Raw genomic sequence first — 17,947 nt, forward strand, 5'->3', positions numbered from 1 at the left:
GCTGGGGGATCGGCACCGGCGTCGAGGCGGTCACCGCCTCGCCACCGCCCGCCGTCTCGTCCGAGCCCATGCTGGTCGGGGACATGACCTCCGCCGCGCTCGGCGGACGGCCCGTCGGCGAGGTCTACGCCCGCCCCGGCAACCCGGGCTGGGTCTTCATGACCCTCGAGCTCTCCGGTCACGGCGGCTCGTACTCCGGTACGGTCACCTGCCTTCTCGTACGCGCGGACGGTACGACCGACCGCCTGGGCGACTTCACCGTACGCAACGGACACGGCTACTGGGGCGCCTCGATCGCCTTCGGCCCGAAGTCGCTCTCCGGCGCCCGCCTGACGTCCGCCGACGGCTCCGTCCTGGCCACGGCCCGGCTGCAGACCGGCCAGGTGCTGACCCCGGAGACGGACGCGCGCAGCCGGCAGGCGTGAGGTCCCGCCGGGGGGTGGGCCGGTCCTGGGGTGTGTGGGCCGGGGGGTATGAGCCCGTCGTCGGCTGGTCTCGGGCGGCGGTGCGTGGGCCTGTGGCGTGGGTTTGGCCCGGGTGTGGGGGCCCGTGGTCGGGTGGGCTCGGCGGGCATGTCAGCCCGCGATCGGGTGGGTTCGCCCGGGGAGTGTGAGCCCACGGGCGGCGGCCGGGTGAGCCGGCGACCGGGTGGGCTCAGCCGGGCAGCGTCTCTCTGAGCGCGGCGGACAGTTCGGCCACCGCGGGGCGGGCCGGCGGATCGGGACGCAGACAGGCGTCGACGGCGGCGGCGAGAGCGGGCGGCAGCCGCCGGCACGACCCGACCGGTGGGAGGGCCCGCACCGGCGGGCACCGCTCGCCCCGGCGTTCCCCGGTACCGCCGCCGTCCGCCTCGGCCCGACCCTCCCCGGTACCGCCGCCGTCCGCCTCGGCCCGACCCTCCCCGGTACCGCCGCCGTCCGCCTCGGCCCGCGGATCGGACCGCGCCTCCGTGCGCGCGCAGTCGCAGTCGAACGGCAGTCCGCCGCAGGCCACTTCGAACAGGGTGATGCCGATGCCCCACACGTCGGCGGCGGCCGTGAGCGGCCCGCCCCGCGCCTGCTCCGGGGAGAGGTAGCAGCACGTGCCCACTCCCGCGGGCGCCGGCCCCGGAGGCCGGGCGGCACTCAGATCCAGCACCTTGGCGTGGCCGCGGTCCACCACCACGTTGGACGGGTTGAGGTCGAGATGGAGCACGCCTCGCCGGTGCAGGTAGTGCACCGTCGAGCACAGCTGCACCCCGAGCAGCGCCACATCGGCCGCGGCGGGCCGGCGCCGCAGCCGGAGCACGAGGTGGGACAGGGTCTCACCGGTCAGCGTCTCCAGGACCACGAGCGGCTCGGGCGACTCGAACGTCTCGTAGCCGCGGACCAGATGGGGGTGGGTGAACTCGCACAGCCACCGTCCCTCGCGGAGCAGCCGCTCGGCCGGCCACCGCTCGCCCCGGCGGTCCGGGCGCACCACCTTGATCACACACCGGCAGTCGCGCTCCTCGCTCCACGCGTCGTGGACGTCCGCCCAGCCGGTGCGCGCCAGGTGCGCCAGGATCTGGTAGCCCGGCGCCGGTCTGCTGCCCGGCGGCAGGGGCGCCAGGCCGGTCATGACAGCACCGCGCCCGCGTTCAGCCGGTGCAGCCGGGCGTACACCCCGTCGCGCGCCAGCAGATCGGCATGGGCGCCGGCCTCGACGACCCGGCCGTGGTCGAGCACCACGATGCGGGTGGCGTCGCGGACGGTGAGCAGGTTGTGCGAGATGACGACGGTGGTCCGCCCGGCCATGAGCCGGCGCAGCGGATCCATGATCCGCCGGCCCGAACCGGCGTCGAGCCCCGTGGTCGGCTCGTCCAGCAGCAGTACCGGCGCGTCCCTGATCATCGCGCGGGCTATCGCCAGGCGCTGGCACTGGCCGCCGGACAGGGTCCGGCCGCGCTGGCCGACCAGCGTGTCGTAGCCGTCCGGGAGCCGCTCGACGAACTCGTGCGCGTCCGCGGCGCGTGCCGCCGCCACGATGTCGGCCTGCGACGCCTCCGGCCGGCCGTAGGCGATGTTCTCCCGCACGGTGCCGTGGAAGACGAGGGTCTCCTGCAGCACCACCGCGACGCTCTCCCGCACACCGGACAGGGTCAGGTCGCGCAGATCGGTGCCGTCGAGCAGGACCGCGCCCCGGTCGGGGTCGTAGAAGCGCAGCTGGAGCTTGGCGACCGTGGACTTGCCGGCCCCGCTCGGCCCGACCAGCGCCAGCGTCTCCCCGGGCGCCACCCGGAAGGACACGTCCGACAGGGCCCAGGACGAGGCGCCGGGGTAGCGGAACCAGACGCCGTCGAACTGCACCGCGCCCCGGGCGCGGCCGATCCGCCGGGCGCCCGCACGCTCCACGACCTGGGGCCGCTGGTCCAGCAACTCGATGATCCGTTCCGCCGAGGCGGAGGCCGCGTAGAAGGTGGTGCCGAGCCCGGACAGGCCGTGGACCGGCCCGTAGAGCTTGCCGATCAGCGCCAGGAAGACGAGCAGTCCGCCCAGCGTGAGCTGTCCCTGGGCCAGTTTCCAGGTGCCCAGGCCCATGACCGCGAGCCCGCCGGCCACCTCGATGATCTCGACGACCGGGCCGTACACGCCCCGGATGCGGGCCGAGGCCATCGCCGCCCGGAACCTGCCGACGCTCTCCCGCTCGAACCGGCGCTCCTCCCACCCCTGCCGGTTGTACGCCTGCACCAGGGCGACGTTGCCGAGGACCTCCTCGGCGATCGCGCTCAGCGAGCCGCTGCGCCGCCTGCGCTCCCGCGAGGCCTCCTTGATCAGGCGCGAGAAGTGCCGGGCGGAGGCCCAGAACAGCGGCACGATGGCGAGGGCCAGCAGCGTCAGGTCCCAGCGCAGGTAGAACAGCAGGCCCAGGTAGATGCCCAGGCACATCACGTAGTAGAGGACGTCGGCGACCCCCGACAGCAGGAAGGTCTCGACCGCGTCGACGTCTCCGGTGACGCGGGACAGCACGTCCCCGAGCCGCCGGCGTTCGAAGAAGCCGAGCGAGAGCCCCTGGACGTGCCGGAACAGGTCCGCGCGCAGGGAGAGCAGGAAGCGCTCGCCCACCCAGGTGGACGTCACGTCGTCGGCGAACCGCAGCACGCCGGAGCCGACGATGAGGCCCAGGTACGTCGGCCCGATCCAGAGCAGCGGGCGCAGGTCGCGCGGGACGAGCACGCCGTCCACGACGAGCTTGAAGAGCCAGATCTCCGCGGCGTCGACCACGGGGCCGACCAGGCTGAAGAAGAGGACCGGGGCGAGCCAGCGACGGCCGCCGCGGGTGTAGGGCCACAAGCGCCGGAACACCTGACGCGGCGACACGGGAGGTGCGGCCGCGACGACGGCGTCGAGGACCTCGCCCGTCGCGAGCAGACGCCGCAGCACGTGCACCATGGGACGCGTTCCTCGGGATCGGCGAGGCGGACCGGGTCCTCCGGGCCCCGGTCCGCTCAGCCCTGCTGATGAGGTCAGTAGTTGCCGTGGCCGTGGCCGCCGCCGTGGCCGCCGCCGTGCCCGTGGCCGCTGTGGCCGTGACCGCCGTGGCCGCCGTGGTCGCCGTGGCCGTGACGGTTGCCATGCCCTGAGAAGTTGTGACGCGACCAGTCGTCGCGCTCGTTCCGGCGCTTGGCGGGCATGAGACTGCTGAAGATTGCCATGCGTTCCTCCCGAAACTCGGTGCACATGAGGTACGTCCCAGGGCGGAACCCGGATGGCTTTTCCCAGAAAAAATTCAGATTTCAACCCAATCGCGCGGCCAGGCCCCCGGTGCACCGCACCTCGTCCCCGGCCGTGATCAGCAGGGCCTCCACGCCGGGCAGCGACTCCAGCCAGGCGAGGCCCGCCCGCGACCCCATCGCGAACGCGGCCGTGGCCCAGCAGTCCACCCAGGTCAGCCTGGGTCCGACCACCGTGACCGACACCAGGTCCGTGACCGCCGGCCGGCCCGTGCGGGGGTCCACGATGTGGGCGCCCCGCTCGGCCGTGCCGGACGTCGCGACGGACAGTTCGTCCGCGCCCGACGACGAGATCACCGCCGCCAGCCCGCCGGGGCGCAAGGGGTCCGCCACACCCACCCGCCACGGCCGCTGCGGCTCCGGCGTGCCCAGCATCTGCACGTCCCCGCCGCCGTTCACACTGACCCCGCGCACGCCGGGCACCCGCGCCAGCAGCCGGGCCGCACGCTCGGCCGACCAGCCCTTGACGATGCCGGTCGGATCCAGCGAGCCCATGTACCGGGCGCTGAACCAGCCCTCGCTCACCCGCTCCGCCTCGGCCGCGAGGTCGAGCACCTCGGCCATCTCGGGGGCGCACTGAGCCACGGTCAGCTCGCCGCGGGCCAGCCGGGAGACCTCGCTGTCCTCGCGGTAGGTGCTGAACAGCGCGTCCACCCGGTGCAGGCCGGCGACGGCCTCGGCGAGGGCCGCCCGCACCGCACGGGGTTCCCCGCCGCGGACGTCGAAGGAGAAGACGGTCCCCATGACCTCCTCCGCGTGACGCACCGCGGCGGGAGTCTCGGCCCGTTCGGCCACCGCGTCAGCCACCGGCCTGGTCCAGCGCCGACTGCAGCGACTGCCGGTAGCCGGCGCTGGTGTAGGTGGCGCCCGACACGGCGTCGATGTGCGCGCTGCCGGCCACCACGGCCTCCTGGTTGAGCTTGGGGACGGCCATGGCCGTCTTCTGGTCGCTGAGTCCGCCCTTGGGCGCCTGGACGGCCTGCGCGGTGGTGATCTTTCCGTCCTTGACGGTGATCCGCACCTGGACCGGACCGTACTGGGTCTGGGCCACCTTGCCGGTGATCGTACGCGCCTGGCCGGCCTTGGAGGACCCCGCGGAACCGGAGGACGACGCGGACCCGGACGAACCCGAGGACCCGGACGAACCCGAGGACCCGGACGAACCCGAGGACCCGGCGGACGCCGACTTCATCTTGTCGAGCGCCGACTGCAGCGACTTCTTGTATCCCGCGCTGGTGTACGTCGCCCCGGACACGGCGTCGATCTGCGCGCTCTGGGCCGCGACGGCCTCCTGGTTGAGCTTGGGGACGGCCATGGCCGTCTTCTGGTCGCTGAGTCCGCCCTTGGGTGCCTGGACCGCCTCCGCCTTGGTGATCCTGCCGTTGCTGACGGTCAGCCGGACCTGCACCGTCCCGTACTGCGTCTGGGTCGCGTCACCGGTCACCGTGCCGGAGCCGGCGGCGGCCTGCGCCCCGCCCCGCTGGCCGCCCTGCGGTGAGGGTTGCCCCGCCGCCGTCTGCTGCGGTGCCGAGCCCGCCGCCGACGCGGCGGCCGGGTCCGACCCGGGCTTCAGCGACAGCAGCAGGACGACGCCGGACACGGTGGCCGCGCCGGCCAGCACGACCCGCCGAAAGGGGTGGCTCTTCCTCATCTGTGTGCAGCTCCGCTCACATCTCGAACGACTCGTGATGGATGCGGCGGGCGGGAACCCCCGCACCGCGCAGTGCCTCGTACACCGACTGCGCGAACCCGGGCGGGCCGCACATGAACACGTCGTGCCGGTCGATGTCCGGGATCTTCCGCTGGAGGTTCTCCGCCGAGATGTCCGGCCGCTCGCCGTCCGGGCTGTTCACCGCGTACATCAGCCGGGCGCCCCGCTCGTCGGCGATCTTCGCCAGCTCGTCCCACAGCGCCAGGTCCTGGGTGCTGTTGGCCCGGTAGAGCAGGGTGATGTCGCCGGCCGCGCCGGGCAGCGTCTCGAACAGCGCGCGCATCGGGGTGATGCCGACCCCGCCCGCGACCAGCAGCACCTTGCCCCGGCTGCGGCGCTGGGCGGTGAGCGCGCCGTACGGTCCCTCGGCCCACACCCGGGTGCCGGGCGTCAGCTCGCGCAGCCGGGCGCTGTGGTCGCCGATCGCCTTCACCGTGATCCGCAGCATGTCCGGGCGGGGTGCCGCCGACAGGGAGTACGGGTGCGAGCTGAAGCGCATCCCGGGGGCCAGGAAGCGCCAGCGGAAGAACTGCCCCGCCTCCGCGCCCATCCGGTGCAGCCTGCGCCCGCCGATCAGCACCGACACGATGCCCGGCGTCTCCTCGATGACGGCCTCGACGCGCATCCGGTGGCGCAGGTTCAGCCGGACCGGGGTGAGAATGCGGTACCAGAACACCAGCGCGGTGACGGCTCCGTACAGGCCGTACCAGAAGGTCTTGGCGGTGGGCTCGACCGCGAAGTCGTTGCCCGTGGTGATCTGGTGCCAGAACGTCAGGAACACCGCCGCGTACGTCATCAGATGGACGTGGTACCAGGCGTCGTACGGCAGCCGGCGGCGGACCACGCCGATCGACGTCAGCCCGATGACCACGAACAGGCCGGTGCCGATGGCGGCCTTGCCCATGTCGGGCAACTGGTTGATCGAGTCGATGGTCTGCTGGACGATGTCGCCGAGCGACTTGCCCGCCTGCAGCGCGTACCCCCACATGGTGAGGAAGACGTGCGCCACGATCAGGCAGAGCGTGTACCGTCCGCTCATCGCGTGCCAGCGGGCCACCCGGTCCGAGCCGACCCGCCGCTCCAGCGCCGGGACGCGCGCCATCTGGAGCACGACCAGCGCCATCAGATATCCGGCCAGCAGGCCGGTGATCCGGCCCGCGTTGAGGATTCTGCCGTTGTCGTCGGCGATGGACGGTGTGTTGTGCCACCAGAGCCACAGCACGGCCGCCGCGCCCGCCCACACGGCGAGCAGCAGCGGGACGGCGGGGCTGCGGCGCGGGCGGATGCGGCGCATCGTCTGTCGGCGGGCGGCACGTCCGCCTGCGAGCGTGGTGGTCACGGTTCCTCCGGGGGGACTTGACCGTCGGTCCACAGATACGTGCCGCGTGTGCGGAGTGTTCAGCGGCCGGCCGAGTCCAGCGCGGACTGCAGCGACTGCTGGTAGCCGGTGCTCGTGTACGTGGCGCCCGACACCATGTCGATGTGCGCGCCCTGCGCGGCCAGCGCCTCGCGCCGCAGCCGGGGCAGGGCGTAGCTGTTGATCTCCTGGTCGCGCGGGTTGCCCTGTGGGTACTGCACGGCCGTCACCTCCGTGAGCCGGCCGCTCTTGATCGTGACCCGCACCTGGACGGGCCCCCAGCGGGTCTGGACGGTGTCACCGGTGGCGGTCTTCGAGCCGGTCCGCGTACCCGAACCGGCGCCGCCGGACGGGCTCGATCCGCCCGACGGGGCCGGACTGCCGGACGCGGCGGGCGGGTTGGCGGCCGTCGTGGCCAGTGCCGGGCTCGTGTGCGGCTTCAGCGACAGCAGCAGCACCATTCCGGAGACGGTGGCGGCACCGGCCAGCACGATCCGGCGCAGCGGGCGGTTCTTCCTCAACGCGTGCACTTCTACGGCCTCACAGGTCTCACAGCTCGAAGGACTCGTGGTGGATCCGGCGGTCGGGCACCCCGGCCGCCCGCAGCGCCTCGTACACGTCCTGGGCGAAGGCGTGCGGCCCGCACAGGTAGACGTCGTGGCCGGCCAGCCCGGGGAAGGTCGCGCGCAGCGACTCCGCGGTGATCCGCGGGCGCTCGCCGCGGGGCCCGTTCAGCGCGTACAGCACCGTGGCGCCGCGCCGGCGGGCGATCGCCTCCAGCTCGCCGCCCAGCGCCAGGTCCTCCACCGCGCGGGCCCGGTACAGCAGGGTGACCTCGCCCGGCAGCGTCTCGAACAGCGCCCGCAGCGGGGTGACGCCGACCCCGGCCGCGATCAGCAGACAGTGGTGGCTGGTGGCCCGGTCGGCGGTCAGGGAGCCGCACGGACCCTCCGCCCACACCCGGGTGCCGGGCCGCAGCAGGGACACGGCCGCGCTGTGGTCGCCGAGCGCCTTCACGGTGATCCGCAGCAGGTCGGGCCGGGGCGGCGCGGAGAGGGAGTACGGCGTCGACGTCCAGCCCAGGCCCTCGCCGAGGAACCGCCAGCGGAAGAACTGGCCGGGCCGCGCGCCCAGCTCGTCCAGGTGCCGGCCGCGTACGACGACCGAGTACACGCCCGGCGCCTCCCGGTGCACCGAGTCGACCCGCAGCCGGTGGCGCCGGTTGAGCCGGACCGGGGCGAGCAGCCGGAACCACACCGCCAGCGCCGCGACGCCCAGGTACAGCGCGTACCAGACGGCCGTGGCGACCGGCTTGCCGTTGAGCTCCTCGCCCAGCGTCAGCTGGTGGAAGAAGGCCAGGAAGACGGCCGCGTACGTGAGCAGGTGGACGTAGTACCAGAACTCGTGGCTGGTGCGGCGCCGCGCCGCCCGGATCGACGTGACGCCGACCGCGAAGAGGATCACCGTGCCGGCGGTGGCCTTCAGCATGTCCGGGTAGTCCAGGACCACGGTGACCGTCTCGTGCCACAGCGAGGCCCGGTCCTGGGCGGCGTACCCGGCGAGGATCAGCGCGATGTGCGCGAGGAGCAGGCAGACCGTGTACCGGCCGGCCATCGCGTGCCAGCGCGCCACCCGGTCCGAGCCCACCCGGGTCTCCAGCAGCGGCACCCGGGCCATCAGGCCGACCAGCACCGCGCAGGCGTAGCCGCACAGCAGCCCGGCGATCCGTCCGGCCCCGGTCAGCCAGCCCGCCGCGCCGACCACGGACCCGGTGTCCGTCCACCAGAGCGCGACCACCCCCGCCGCCCCCGCCCACAGCGCGGCCAGCACCGGCCCCGCGGGGGATCGCCGTGCGGTCCCCGGCAGGGACGGGGCCGCCCGCCTCGTCGTCACGGTGGTCATCAGTGCCGTCCCTTCGTCCGTCCGCCAGGCCACTGTGCGTGCCGAAGCTCTGAGGGAGCTCTGAACAGTGCTTCTTCAGAGGGGGCTCTGAGCGCTTTCTCAGCGGGGTCTCAGAGTCCGGCGGGACCCTCTCAGAGAAAACTCACAGCACCCGGGGCGCCCGGCCGTCCCGGAAACGAGCGATGCTGGTGGACGCGATGCACACGACCCGTTCCGGCCGTCCGGCCCTCACCCGCCCCGACGGCGCCGCGCTGCGCGTCCTCGTCGTCGACGACGACCCCGACCTCGCGGAGGTGCTCACCGGCGCCCTGCGCTACGAGGGCTGGCGGGTGCGCGCCGCCGGCGACGGCGCCGCCGCGCTGGCCGCCGCACAGGAGCTGCTGCCCGACGCCGTCGTGCTGGACGTGATGCTCCCGGACACCGACGGCTTCGCCGTGCTGCGCGGCCTGCGGGAGGTCAGGCCCGACGTGTGCGTGCTGTTCCTCACGGCGCGGGACGCGGTCGAGGACCGCATAGCGGGGATCACGGCGGGCGGCGACGACTACGTCACCAAGCCCTTCAGCCTGGAGGAGGTCGTGGCCCGGCTGCGCGGGCTGCTGCGCCGCGCCGGCATGGCCCGCCAGCAGGAGGAGGGCCCCCGGCTGGTCGTGGGCGACCTGGTGATGGACGAGGAGGCCCGCGAGGTGACCCGGGCCGGCGAGCTGGTCGAGCTGTCGCCGACCGAGTTCGAACTCCTCCGCTTCCTCATGCGCAACCCGCGCCGCGTGCTCAGCAAGGCGCAGATCCTCGATCGGGTCTGGTCCTACGACTTCGGCGGCCGCGCCCATGTCGTCGAGCTGTACATCTCCTACCTCCGCAAGAAGATCGACGCGGGCCGCGCACCCATGATCCACACGGTGCGCGGGGCCGGCTACGTGCTGAAGCCGGTGACCGGGTGAGCCGGCTGCGATCCCTGTTCCGCCCGCTTCGCCCCCGCACGCTGCGCGCCCGGCTCACCGTCGGGCTGGTGGTCCTGCTGGCCGTGAGCTGCGCCGCCGTCGGGCTGGCCGCCGTCGTCGAGCTGAACGGCTTCCTCACCCAGCGGCTGGACGAGCAGCTCGCCCAGGCCGGCACCCGGTTCCCGGAGAGCCTGGAGCACAACGGCGTGCTGTCGGACGACCACGACGGCGACGAGCACGGCGACACCCGCCGGATGGCCACCGGTACTTTCGGCGCCCGCCTGGTCGACGGCAGGCTCACGACCACGGGCCTCATCCGCTCCGGCGACCCGTCCGCGGACCTGAAGGTGCGCCTGCCCGCGCGGGACGCGGCGCGGCTGGCCCGGGTGCCGGCCGACGGCCGGCCGCACACCGTCGAGCTCTCCGCCCTGGGCGACTACCGGGTCGCCGCCTCCGCAGGCCGGGACGGGGACGTGCTGGTCGTCGGGCTTCCGCTGGAGCCGGTCGAGGCCACGGTGCACCGCCTGGAACTGGTCGCCGGGGTCGTCTTCGGCCTGGCGCTCGTGGTGACCGGTGTGGCCGGCGCCTTCTGGGTCCGCTGGTCCCTGCGCCCGCTCGGGCGGGTCACCGCGACCGCCTCCCGGGTCAGCGAGCTGCCGCTCGCCAGCGGCGAGGTCGCGCTGCCCCCGCGCGCGCCCGACGCCGACCCGCACAGCGAGGTCGGCCAGGTCGCCGCGGCCCTCAACCGCATGCTCGGGCACGTCGAGGGGGCGCTCACCAAACGGCACGCCAGCGAGGAGCGGCTGCGCCGCTTCGCCGCCGACGCCAGCCACGAGCTGCGCACCCCGGTCGCCTCGGTCCGGGGCCACGCCGAGCTGGCCCTGCTGCACCCGGGCCCGGTGCCGCCGGAGGTCACCCGGGCCCTGGAGCGCATCGCCGCCGAGTCCTCGCGGATGGGCCTGATGGTCGACGACCTGCTCCTGCTGGCCCGCCTGGACGCCGGCCGCCCGCTGGAACGCCGCCCGGTCGACCTGACCCACCTGGTCCTGGACGCGGTCACCGACGCCCGGGCCGCCGGACCCGGCCACCGCTGGACCCTGGACCTCCCACAGGACCCGGTCACGGTCACCGGAGACGCCCACCGCCTGCACCAGGTGGTGGCCAACCTGCTGGCCAACGCGCGTCTGCACACACCAGAGGGCAGCAAGGTCACGGTGACGCTGGAGTCCCGGGAGGAGGCGGCCGTCCTCCGCGTCCACGACGACGGCCCCGGCGTCCCCGAGGACGTGCGGCCGGGCGTGTTCGAGCGCTTCACCCGGGCCGACCACCGCCGCCACCCCGACGGCTCCGGCTCCGGCGCGGGCCTGGGCCTGTCGATCGTCGCGGCGGTGGTGGAGGCGCACGGCGGGCGCGTGGACCTGGACAGCGGGCCGGGGGACACGACGTTCACGGTGCGGCTTCCGGTGGCGTGACCCCGGTGCGGCGGGGGCTCAGTACCGGGTGACGGCCGTGTTCCCGTCCGCCGTCCCGATGGCGATGTGCGGCTTCTTCGCGGGGTCCGCCCAGCGCAGGATCTCCTGCATCGCGTCCTGCGGCACCGACACGCAGCCGGCCGTCGCCGCCTTCCCGTTGACGTGCAGGAAGATGCCGGCGCCGCGACCGCGCACCGGCCGGTCGTAGTTGAACCCGACGACCAGGCCGTACGCGTACTGGGTGCTGTAGGTGATCAGGTGCTCGGCCTCGGCGGCCCGGCAGTCGGCCGGAAGGGGATCGGTCCAGCGGTTGTACGACGTCGAGTCGCCGTCCTGGCACCACCAGGAGGTCTCCCGCACGGGCCGGTAGGCCATCCTCGTCCCGGCCGGCGCCGCCTTGATCCCGAAGGCGAACGGGAAGCCGTACAGCCCGGTCGGGGTCGTGTTCGTGCCCTGTTTGCGCGAGCCGCCCTCGACGAGCCCGCTCGCCCCGAACCGTGCCGGCGCCGAGCCCGCCTGCACCCACTGTCCGTCCCGCAGGTCCCACCAGGTGACCGTGCCGGACGTCGAGGACGTGCCGGGCGCCTCGGCGGTGATCAGCTGGCTGCCGCCGCCCGTGTCGGCCATGCGCGCGGGCAGCGGCACGGAGTCCCGGCCCGGCGCGGAGCCGAGCAGGGCGAGGGACGACGCGGACACGAGGGCCAGCACGAGAGCGGGGCGCATGGCTCAGACGCTAGACGGGGGCAGCGGCAGCGGCAGCCCGGGTAGTCCGTCCAGGCTAGTGGCGATGTGCTCCTTCTTCTCGAAGTAGGCGCTCAGCGAGGCGTCGTCCTCGCGCGCGAAGCGCTTGCCGTGCAGGTCGCGGTCCTCCTCGTAGGCCATGTGAGGGACGGCGTACCCGCAGGTGTCCCGCACCAGCTCGGCGTGTACGACGATGATCGCCCGCAGGCCGTGCCGGGCCGGATCGATGTCCGGGAAGCGGGTGAGCAGTTCGGGAAAGCGCGGGTCGTCGCGGAAGACCGGCTCGCCCCGCCCGTGCACGCGCACGATGTTCGGCGGGCCCTGGAAGGCGCACCACATCAGGGTGATGCGCCCGTTCTCCCGCAGGTGCGCGATGGTCTCCGCGTTGGAGCCGGCGAAGTCCAGATACGCCACGGTGTGTTCGTCCAGTACGGCGAACGAGCCCCGCAGGCCCTTGGGAGAGACGTTGACCGTGCCCCCGGCGGACAGCGGGGCGGTCGCGGTGAAGAACAGGGGCTGTTTTTCGATGAAGGTACGGAGCCTGCCGTCGATGCGCTCGTAAGCCTTTCCCATGTTCAACGATTGTAGGCGTAAATCGTTCGACTGCCTAAGGAAATGGCGAGATTGACGAATCATGCAGAGTTCTGCATACTCATGCATACCAGCGGAATGCACTGTGAGGAGAAACCCGTGACCGAGCGCGTCGTACTCGCCTACTCAGGCGGTCTGGACACCTCCGTCGCCATCGGCTGGATCGCCGAGGAGACGGGCGCCGAGGTCATCGCCGTTGCGGTCGACGTCGGCCAGGGCGGCGAGGACCTGGACGTCATCCGCAAGCGCGCGCTCGCCTGCGGTGCGGTCGAGGCCGAGGTCGCCGACGCCAAGGACGAGTTCGCCGACGAGTACTGCCTCCCGGCGATCAAGGCCAACGCCCTCTACATGGACCGCTACCCGCTGGTCTCCGCCCTGTCCCGGCCGACGATCGTCAAGCACCTCGTCGCCGCCGCCAAGAAGCACGGCGCCACCACCGTCGCCCACGGCTGCACCGGCAAGGGCAACGACCAGGTGCGCTTCGAGGCCGGCATCGTCGCCCTCGCCCCCGACCTGAAGTGCATCGCCCCGGTCCGCGACTACGCCATGACCCGGGACAAGGCGATCGCCTTCTGCGAGGCGAAGCAGCTCCCCATCGCCACCACCAAGAAGTCCCCGTACTCCATCGACCAGAACGTCTTCGGGCGCGCCGTCGAGACGGGCTTTCTGGAGGACATCTGGAACGCCCCGATCGAGGACATCTACGAGTACACCTCCAACCCGGCCACCCCGCGCGAGGCCGACGAGGTGATCATCACCTTCAAGGAGGGCGTCCCGGTCGCCCTCGACGGCAAGCCCGTCACCGTCCTGCAGGCCATTCAGCAGCTCAACGAGCGCGCCGGCGCCCAGGGCATCGGCCGGATCGACATGGTCGAGGACCGCCTCGTCGGCATCAAGTCCCGCGAGGTGTACGAGGCTCCGGGCGCGATCGCCCTGATCACCGCCCACCAGGAGCTGGAGAACGTCACCGTCGAGCGCGAACTGGCCCGCTACAAGCGGCAGGTGGAGCAGCGCTGGGGCGAACTGGTCTACGACGGCCAGTGGTTCTCCCCGCTCAAGCGTGCCCTCGACGGCTTCATCGACGAGGCCAACCAGCACGTCTCCGGCGACATCCGGATGACCCTGCACGGCGGCCGCGCCGTCGTCACCGGCAGGCGCTCCCAGTCGTCCCTGTACGACTTCAACCTCGCCACCTACGACACGGGCGACACCTTCGACCAGGCGGCGGCCAAGGGCTTCATCGACATCTACAGCCTGTCGTCGAAGATCGCGGCCAAGCGCGACCTGGCCTGACTCCGGCGGTTCACACGCGCGGGTCCACCCCACACGCATCCGCCTGACAGCCGCCTCCCCGCCTGGAAGGGTGGGGAGGCGGCGGCACATCAAGAGCTCGCCCATCAACGGCTTCGAGGAGCAACGCAAGTGAGCAGCAACAGCGGTGACGTACGGCTCTGGGGCGGCCGTTTCGCCGACGGCCCCGCCGAGGCGCTGGCGAAGCTGTCCGCGTCCGTCCACTTCGACTGGCGGCTCGCGCCCTACGACATCGCCGGCTCCCGCGCCCACGCGCGCGTGCTGCACAAGGCGGGGCTCCTGACGGACGACGAGCTGCAGCGCATGCTGGCCGGGCTCGACCGGCTGGCGGCGGACGTCGCGGACGGCTCCTTCACCGGCACCATCGCCGACGAGGACGTCCACACCGCCCTCGAGCGCGGCCTGCTGGAGCGGCTCGGCCCCGACCTCGGCGGCAAGCTCCGCGCGGGCCGGTCCAGGAACGACCAGGTCGCCACCCTCTTCCGCATGTACCTGCGGGACCACGCCCGGATCATCGGCGGCCTGATCGCCGAGCTCCAGGACGCCCTGATCGGCCTGGCCGAGGCCCACCCGGACGTGGCGATGCCCGGCCGCACCCACCTCCAGCACGCCCAGCCGGTGCTCTTCGCCCACCACGTCCTCGCGCACGTCCAGGCCCTGTCCCGGGACGCCGAGCGGCTGCGCCAGTGGGACGAGCGGACCGCCGTGTCGCCGTACGGCTCGGGCGCCCTGGCCGGCAGCAGCCTCGGGCTGGACCCGGAGGCGGTGGCGCGCGACCTCGGCTTCGAGCACGGCAGCGCCGGCAACTCCATCGACGGCACCGCGTCCCGGGACTTCGTCGCGGAGTTCGCCTTCGTCACGGCGATGATCGGCGTGAACCTCTCCCGGATCGCCGAGGAGATCATCATCTGGAACACGAAGGAGTTCTCCTTCGTCACCCTGCACGACGCGTTCTCCACGGGCTCGTCGATCATGCCCCAGAAGAAGAACCCGGACATCGCCGAGCTGGCCCGCGGCAAGTCCGGCCGCCTGATCGGCAACCTGACCGGCCTGATGGCGACGCTGAAGGCCCTGCCCCTCGCCTACAACCGCGACCTGCAGGAGGACAAGGAGCCGGTCTTCGACTCCTGCGACCAGCTGGAGGTGCTGCTCCCCGCCTTCACCGGCATGATCGCCACCCTCACGGTCAACCGGGAGCGCATGGAGGAGCTGGCCCCGGCAGGGTTCTCGCTCGCCACCGACATCGCCGAGTGGCTGGTCAAGCAGGGCGTCCCGTTCCGTGTGGCGCACGAGGTCGCGGGGGAGTGCGTGAAGGCCGCCGAGGCCGAGGGCAAGGAGCTGGGCGACCTCACGGACGAGCAGTTCGCCAAGATCTCCGCCCACCTCACCCCGGAGGTCCGCACGGTCCTCAACGTCCCCGGCGCCCTCGCCTCCCGCAACGGCCGCGGCGGCACGGCCCCCAGCGCGGTCGCCGTCCAGCTGGCGGAGCTGAAGGCGGACGTGGCGGTCCAGCACGAGTGGGCCAACGCGAAGAAGTGACGTGAGGGCATCGGGGGTTAGGTTGGTCGTCAGTCAGCCGACCGAACGGAGCCCGCGATGCCCTTCGCCCGTCTCGCGAACGCCACCACGCCGACCTGTCACATCGGTCTGGGCCTGGCCGCCGTCGGCCGCCCCGGCTACATCAACCTCGGCCGGGACCGGGACCTCGGGGACGACCGCAGCGTCGACGCGCTGCGCGAGCGCACCCATGAGCTGCTCGACGCGGCCTACGCCCAGGGCGTGCGCTATGTCGACGCCGCCCGCTCCTACGGTCGCTCCGAGGAGTTCCTCGCCGACTGGCTGAACGCCCGCCCCGACATCGACGACGTCGTCGTCGGCAGCAAGTGGGGCTACACCTACACCGCCGGCTGGTCCACCGAGGCCGAGCGGCACGAGGTCAAGGACCACGGCCTGGCGACGTACGAGCGGCAGCGCGCCGAGACCGGCGCCCTGCTCGGGGACCGGCTCGACCTCTACCAGATCCACTCGGTGACCCCGGACAGCCCGGCCCTCACCGACAAGGAACTGCACGCCAGGCTGGCCGAGGACGCCGCCCAGGGCCTGACCGTCGGCTTCTCCACCAGCGGCCCCGCCCAGGCCGACGCGATCCGCGCCGCGCTGGAGGTGACGGTCGACGGCGAGCCCCTCTTCCGCACCGTCCAGTCGACGTACAACGCACTGGAGACCTCGGCCGGACCCGCCCTCGCCGAGGCCCACGACGCCGGGCTGACCGTGATCGTCAAGGAGGGCATGGCCAACGGCCGGCTCGCCGAGCCGCACGCCCCCGACGCCCTGAAGGCCGTGGCCGCCGAGACGGGGCTCGGCTGCGACGCCGTGGCCCTGGCCGTCGTCCTGCGCGAGCCGTGGGCCGGCGTGGTGCTCTCCGGCGCCGCCACCGTCACCCAGCTCGTCTCCAATCTGCACGCGCCCGTCGTCGACCTCGACGCCGACCAGCTGACCCGCCTGGCCACCCTCGTGGAGGAGCCGCGCGCCTACTGGGAGCGGCGCGGGCAGCTGCCCTGGCACTGAACGGACACCTCCTGGGACCCGCAGGCATGAGTCACGCCTGCCTATTGTGAGACACTGATGTCTCATGTGGTCTATCCTTGTCTCATGGCCTTGGATCGTGACCACGTGCTGCGCAGCGCGGCCGCCCTGCTGACCCGTAAATCCACGGCGACCATGGACGAGGTCGCCAAGGCGGCCGGGATCAGCCGGGCCACGCTGCACCGCCACTTCGCCGGGCGCGACGCGCTCGTGCGCGCTCTGGAGGCGCTCGGCATCGCCGAGTGCGAGGCCGCGCTGGACGCGGCCCGCCTGGACGAGGGTCCGGCGGGGGAGGCCGTCCACCGGCTGGTGCGCGCCATCGAACCCGCGGCCGGCCTGCTCGCCTTCCTCTACACGGAGAACCAGCTCTTCGAGGGGGAGCAGCAGAACCAGGGCTGGGCGCGCATCGACGCACGCCTCATGGCCCTGTTCCGGCGCGGCCAGGCGAGCGGCGAGTTCCGCATCGACCTCACCCCCGCCTGGCTCACCGAGGCGCTGTACGGCCTGCTGGCGTCCGGCGCCTGGGCGGTGGCGGAGGGCCGGGTCGCCGCCAAGGACTTCACCCACATGGTCGTCGAGCTGCTGCTCGGCGGCGCACGACGCACCGAAGCGTGACGAAGAGAGGAATCATGACCAGCACCCTGCAGCCGGCCCGCGCGGCGCGGACGCAGGAGCGCCCGGGCCGCTGGCTCGCGCTCTGCGTCCTCGTCCTGGCCGTGCTGCTGGTGGCCGTCGACGCCACCGTCCTCGGCCTGGCGACCCCCTACATCAGCGAAGACCTCAATCCCTCCGGCACCCAGCTGCTGTGGATCGGTGACGTGTACTCGTTCGTCATCGCCGGCCTGCTGGTCTCCATGGGCAGCCTCGGCGACCGCATCGGCCGCAAGCGGATCCTGCTCGGCGGTGCCACCGCGTTCGGCGCGGTCTCCGTGCTCAACGCCTATGCGACCACGCCCGAACTGATGATCCTGGCGCGGGCGTTGCTCGGCGTGGCCGGCGCGACCCTGATGCCGGCCACCCTCGCCCTGATCCGCAACCTCTTCCCCGACCCGCGCGAGCGCAGCCTCGCCGTCGGCATCTGGGGTGCCACCGCCTCGGCCGGCACCGCCGTCGGCCCCGTCACGGGCGGCTTCCTGCTGGAGCACTTCTGGTGGGGCTCGGTCTTCCTGATCAACCTGCCGGTGATGGCGGTCCTCGTCCTCGTCGGCATCCGCCTGCTGCCCGAGTCCCGCAATCCGGACCCCGGCCCGTGGGACGTGCCCAGCGTCCTGCTGTCGCTGGTCGGCATGATCGGCGTCGTGTACGCCGTCAAGGAGGCCGCCGCCCACGGCCTCACCTGGCCGGCGCTCGCCGTGGGCGTGCTGGGCGCCGGTGCCCTGCACGGGTTCGTGCGCCGTCAGCTGACCCTGCCGATTCCGCTGCTGGACATGCGCCTGTTCGGGCGCCGCGGCTTCGGCGGGGCCGTGCTCGCCGACCTGCTGACCGTCCTCGGCATGTCCGGCCTGGTGTTCTTCCTCTCCCAGTACCTGCAACTCGTCCAGGGCCGGCGCCCGTTCGAGGCGGGCCTGGCCGAGCTGCCCGCGGCGG

General features: G+C 73.0%; 17 protein-coding genes and 1 pseudogene. 8 read left to right on the plus strand and 10 right to left on the minus strand.

The window, feature by feature from the left end; translation table 11 throughout:
• Window positions 1-425 (plus strand): annotated as a pseudogene (locus ACLU3S_RS27815) (hypothetical protein); the annotation flags it as partial.
• Between the two features lie 229 nt (window positions 426-654).
• Here the strand turns inward: ACLU3S_RS27815 and ACLU3S_RS27820 are convergent.
• The 8 genes from ACLU3S_RS27820 to ACLU3S_RS27855 all read right to left on the minus strand — a co-directional run bounded on the left by ACLU3S_RS27820 (window position 655) and on the right by ACLU3S_RS27855 (window position 8,721).
• Window positions 655-1,599, minus strand: a complete 945-nt coding sequence (locus ACLU3S_RS27820) for a serine/threonine-protein kinase (protein WP_413954705.1) — start codon at window positions 1,597-1,599, stop codon at window positions 655-657.
• Window positions 1,596-3,410 (minus strand): ABC transporter ATP-binding protein, encoded by a 1,815-nt coding sequence (locus ACLU3S_RS27825; RefSeq protein WP_413954706.1) that lies wholly within the window; start codon window positions 3,408-3,410, stop codon window positions 1,596-1,598. Before ACLU3S_RS27825 ends, ACLU3S_RS27820 begins: the two co-directional genes overlap by 4 nt.
• Window positions 3,411-3,484: 74 nt before the next feature.
• Window positions 3,485-3,673 (minus strand): hypothetical protein, encoded by a 189-nt coding sequence (locus tag ACLU3S_RS27830; RefSeq protein ID WP_413954707.1) that lies wholly within the window; start codon window positions 3,671-3,673, stop codon window positions 3,485-3,487.
• Between the two features lie 81 nt (window positions 3,674-3,754).
• Window positions 3,755-4,495 (minus strand): FAD:protein FMN transferase, encoded by a 741-nt coding sequence (locus tag ACLU3S_RS27835; protein ID WP_413954721.1) that lies wholly within the window; start codon window positions 4,493-4,495, stop codon window positions 3,755-3,757.
• A gap of 55 nt (window positions 4,496-4,550) precedes the next feature.
• Window positions 4,551-5,402 (minus strand): FMN-binding protein, encoded by an 852-nt coding sequence (locus ACLU3S_RS27840; RefSeq protein WP_413954708.1) that lies wholly within the window; start codon window positions 5,400-5,402, stop codon window positions 4,551-4,553.
• A gap of 16 nt (window positions 5,403-5,418) precedes the next feature.
• Window positions 5,419-6,801, minus strand: a complete 1,383-nt coding sequence (locus ACLU3S_RS27845) for a ferric reductase-like transmembrane domain-containing protein (RefSeq protein WP_413954709.1) — start codon at window positions 6,799-6,801, stop codon at window positions 5,419-5,421.
• A gap of 59 nt (window positions 6,802-6,860) precedes the next feature.
• The gene (locus ACLU3S_RS27850; RefSeq protein WP_413954710.1) at window positions 6,861-7,349 is read right to left on the minus strand and encodes an FMN-binding protein; all 489 of its coding nucleotides are present in this window, start codon (window positions 7,347-7,349) and stop codon (window positions 6,861-6,863) included.
• 19 nt (window positions 7,350-7,368) lie between these two features.
• Window positions 7,369-8,721, minus strand: coding sequence for a ferric reductase-like transmembrane domain-containing protein (locus ACLU3S_RS27855; RefSeq protein WP_413954711.1), 1,353 nt, complete (start codon window positions 8,719-8,721; stop codon window positions 7,369-7,371).
• Window positions 8,722-8,918: 197 nt separating this feature from the next.
• Here ACLU3S_RS27855 and ACLU3S_RS27860 point away from each other — a divergent pair, with 197 nt between their 5' ends.
• Together ACLU3S_RS27860 and ACLU3S_RS27865 are read left to right on the plus strand one after the other, a co-directional pair.
• On the plus strand, window positions 8,919-9,659 hold the full coding sequence (locus ACLU3S_RS27860) for a response regulator transcription factor (protein WP_413954712.1): 741 nt from the start codon (window positions 8,919-8,921) through the stop codon (window positions 9,657-9,659).
• On the plus strand, window positions 9,656-11,131 hold the full coding sequence (locus tag ACLU3S_RS27865; RefSeq protein ID WP_413954713.1) for a sensor histidine kinase: 1,476 nt from the start codon (window positions 9,656-9,658) through the stop codon (window positions 11,129-11,131). The genes ACLU3S_RS27860 and ACLU3S_RS27865 overlap by 4 nt, the downstream gene beginning before the upstream one ends.
• Before the next feature lie 18 nt (window positions 11,132-11,149).
• Here ACLU3S_RS27865 and ACLU3S_RS27870 read toward each other — a convergent pair whose 3' ends face one another.
• Both ACLU3S_RS27870 and ACLU3S_RS27875 read right to left on the minus strand, forming a co-directional pair.
• A complete protein-coding gene (locus tag ACLU3S_RS27870; protein WP_413954714.1) occupies window positions 11,150-11,854 on the minus strand; it encodes a L,D-transpeptidase family protein in 705 nt (234 codons plus the stop codon).
• Between the two features lie 3 nt (window positions 11,855-11,857).
• On the minus strand, window positions 11,858-12,445 hold the full coding sequence (locus ACLU3S_RS27875) for a pyridoxamine 5'-phosphate oxidase family protein (protein ID WP_413954715.1): 588 nt from the start codon (window positions 12,443-12,445) through the stop codon (window positions 11,858-11,860).
• 117 nt (window positions 12,446-12,562) lie between these two features.
• Between ACLU3S_RS27875 and ACLU3S_RS27880 the strand changes: the two genes are divergently transcribed.
• The 5 genes from ACLU3S_RS27880 to ACLU3S_RS27900 form a co-directional block, all read left to right on the plus strand.
• The gene (locus tag ACLU3S_RS27880) at window positions 12,563-13,756 is read left to right on the plus strand and encodes an argininosuccinate synthase (protein WP_413954716.1); all 1,194 of its coding nucleotides are present in this window, start codon (window positions 12,563-12,565) and stop codon (window positions 13,754-13,756) included.
• Between the two features lie 129 nt (window positions 13,757-13,885).
• A complete protein-coding gene (gene argH / locus ACLU3S_RS27885; protein WP_413954717.1) occupies window positions 13,886-15,313 on the plus strand; it encodes an argininosuccinate lyase in 1,428 nt (475 codons plus the stop codon).
• Window positions 15,314-15,370: 57 nt separating this feature from the next.
• Window positions 15,371-16,342 carry an aldo/keto reductase gene (locus ACLU3S_RS27890; protein WP_413954718.1) on the plus strand — a complete coding sequence of 324 codons (972 nt, stop codon included), beginning with the start codon at window positions 15,371-15,373 and terminating at the stop codon, window positions 16,340-16,342.
• 84 nt (window positions 16,343-16,426) lie between these two features.
• Complete coding sequence (locus tag ACLU3S_RS27895) at window positions 16,427-16,975, plus strand: TetR/AcrR family transcriptional regulator (protein ID WP_413954719.1); 549 nt, start codon at window positions 16,427-16,429, stop codon at window positions 16,973-16,975.
• 14 nt (window positions 16,976-16,989) lie between these two features.
• Window positions 16,990-17,947: MFS transporter (locus ACLU3S_RS27900; protein ID WP_413954720.1), on the plus strand; the 958-nt coding region annotated here is incomplete at its 3' end.

The organism is Streptomyces sp. AF1A (genome assembly GCF_047340315.1).
In the GTDB taxonomy this organism is placed as follows: Bacteria; Actinomycetota; Actinomycetes; order Streptomycetales; family Streptomycetaceae; genus Streptomyces.

Bases quoted from the DNA above. Each gene is read 5' to 3' on its own strand.
- ACLU3S_RS27820 (WP_413954705.1), bottom strand. From the start codon at position 1,599: ATGACCGGCCTGGCGCCCCTGCCGCCGGGCAGCAGACCGGCGCCGGGC.
- ACLU3S_RS27825 (WP_413954706.1), bottom strand. From the start codon at position 3,410: ATGGTGCACGTGCTGCGGCGTCTGCTCGCGACGGGCGAGGTCCTCGAC.
- ACLU3S_RS27830 (WP_413954707.1), bottom strand. From the start codon at position 3,673: ATGGCAATCTTCAGCAGTCTCATGCCCGCCAAGCGCCGGAACGAGCGC.
- ACLU3S_RS27835 (WP_413954721.1), bottom strand. From the start codon at position 4,495: ATGGGGACCGTCTTCTCCTTCGACGTCCGCGGCGGGGAACCCCGTGCG.
- ACLU3S_RS27840 (WP_413954708.1), bottom strand. From the start codon at position 5,402: ATGAGGAAGAGCCACCCCTTTCGGCGGGTCGTGCTGGCCGGCGCGGCC.
- ACLU3S_RS27855 (WP_413954711.1), bottom strand. From the start codon at position 8,721: ATGACCACCGTGACGACGAGGCGGGCGGCCCCGTCCCTGCCGGGGACC.
- ACLU3S_RS27860 (WP_413954712.1), top strand. From the start codon at position 8,919: ATGCACACGACCCGTTCCGGCCGTCCGGCCCTCACCCGCCCCGACGGC.
- ACLU3S_RS27870 (WP_413954714.1), bottom strand. From the start codon at position 11,854: ATGCGCCCCGCTCTCGTGCTGGCCCTCGTGTCCGCGTCGTCCCTCGCC.
- ACLU3S_RS27875 (WP_413954715.1), bottom strand. From the start codon at position 12,445: ATGGGAAAGGCTTACGAGCGCATCGACGGCAGGCTCCGTACCTTCATC.
- ACLU3S_RS27890 (WP_413954718.1), top strand. From the start codon at position 15,371: ATGCCCTTCGCCCGTCTCGCGAACGCCACCACGCCGACCTGTCACATC.
- ACLU3S_RS27895 (WP_413954719.1), top strand. From the start codon at position 16,427: ATGGCCTTGGATCGTGACCACGTGCTGCGCAGCGCGGCCGCCCTGCTG.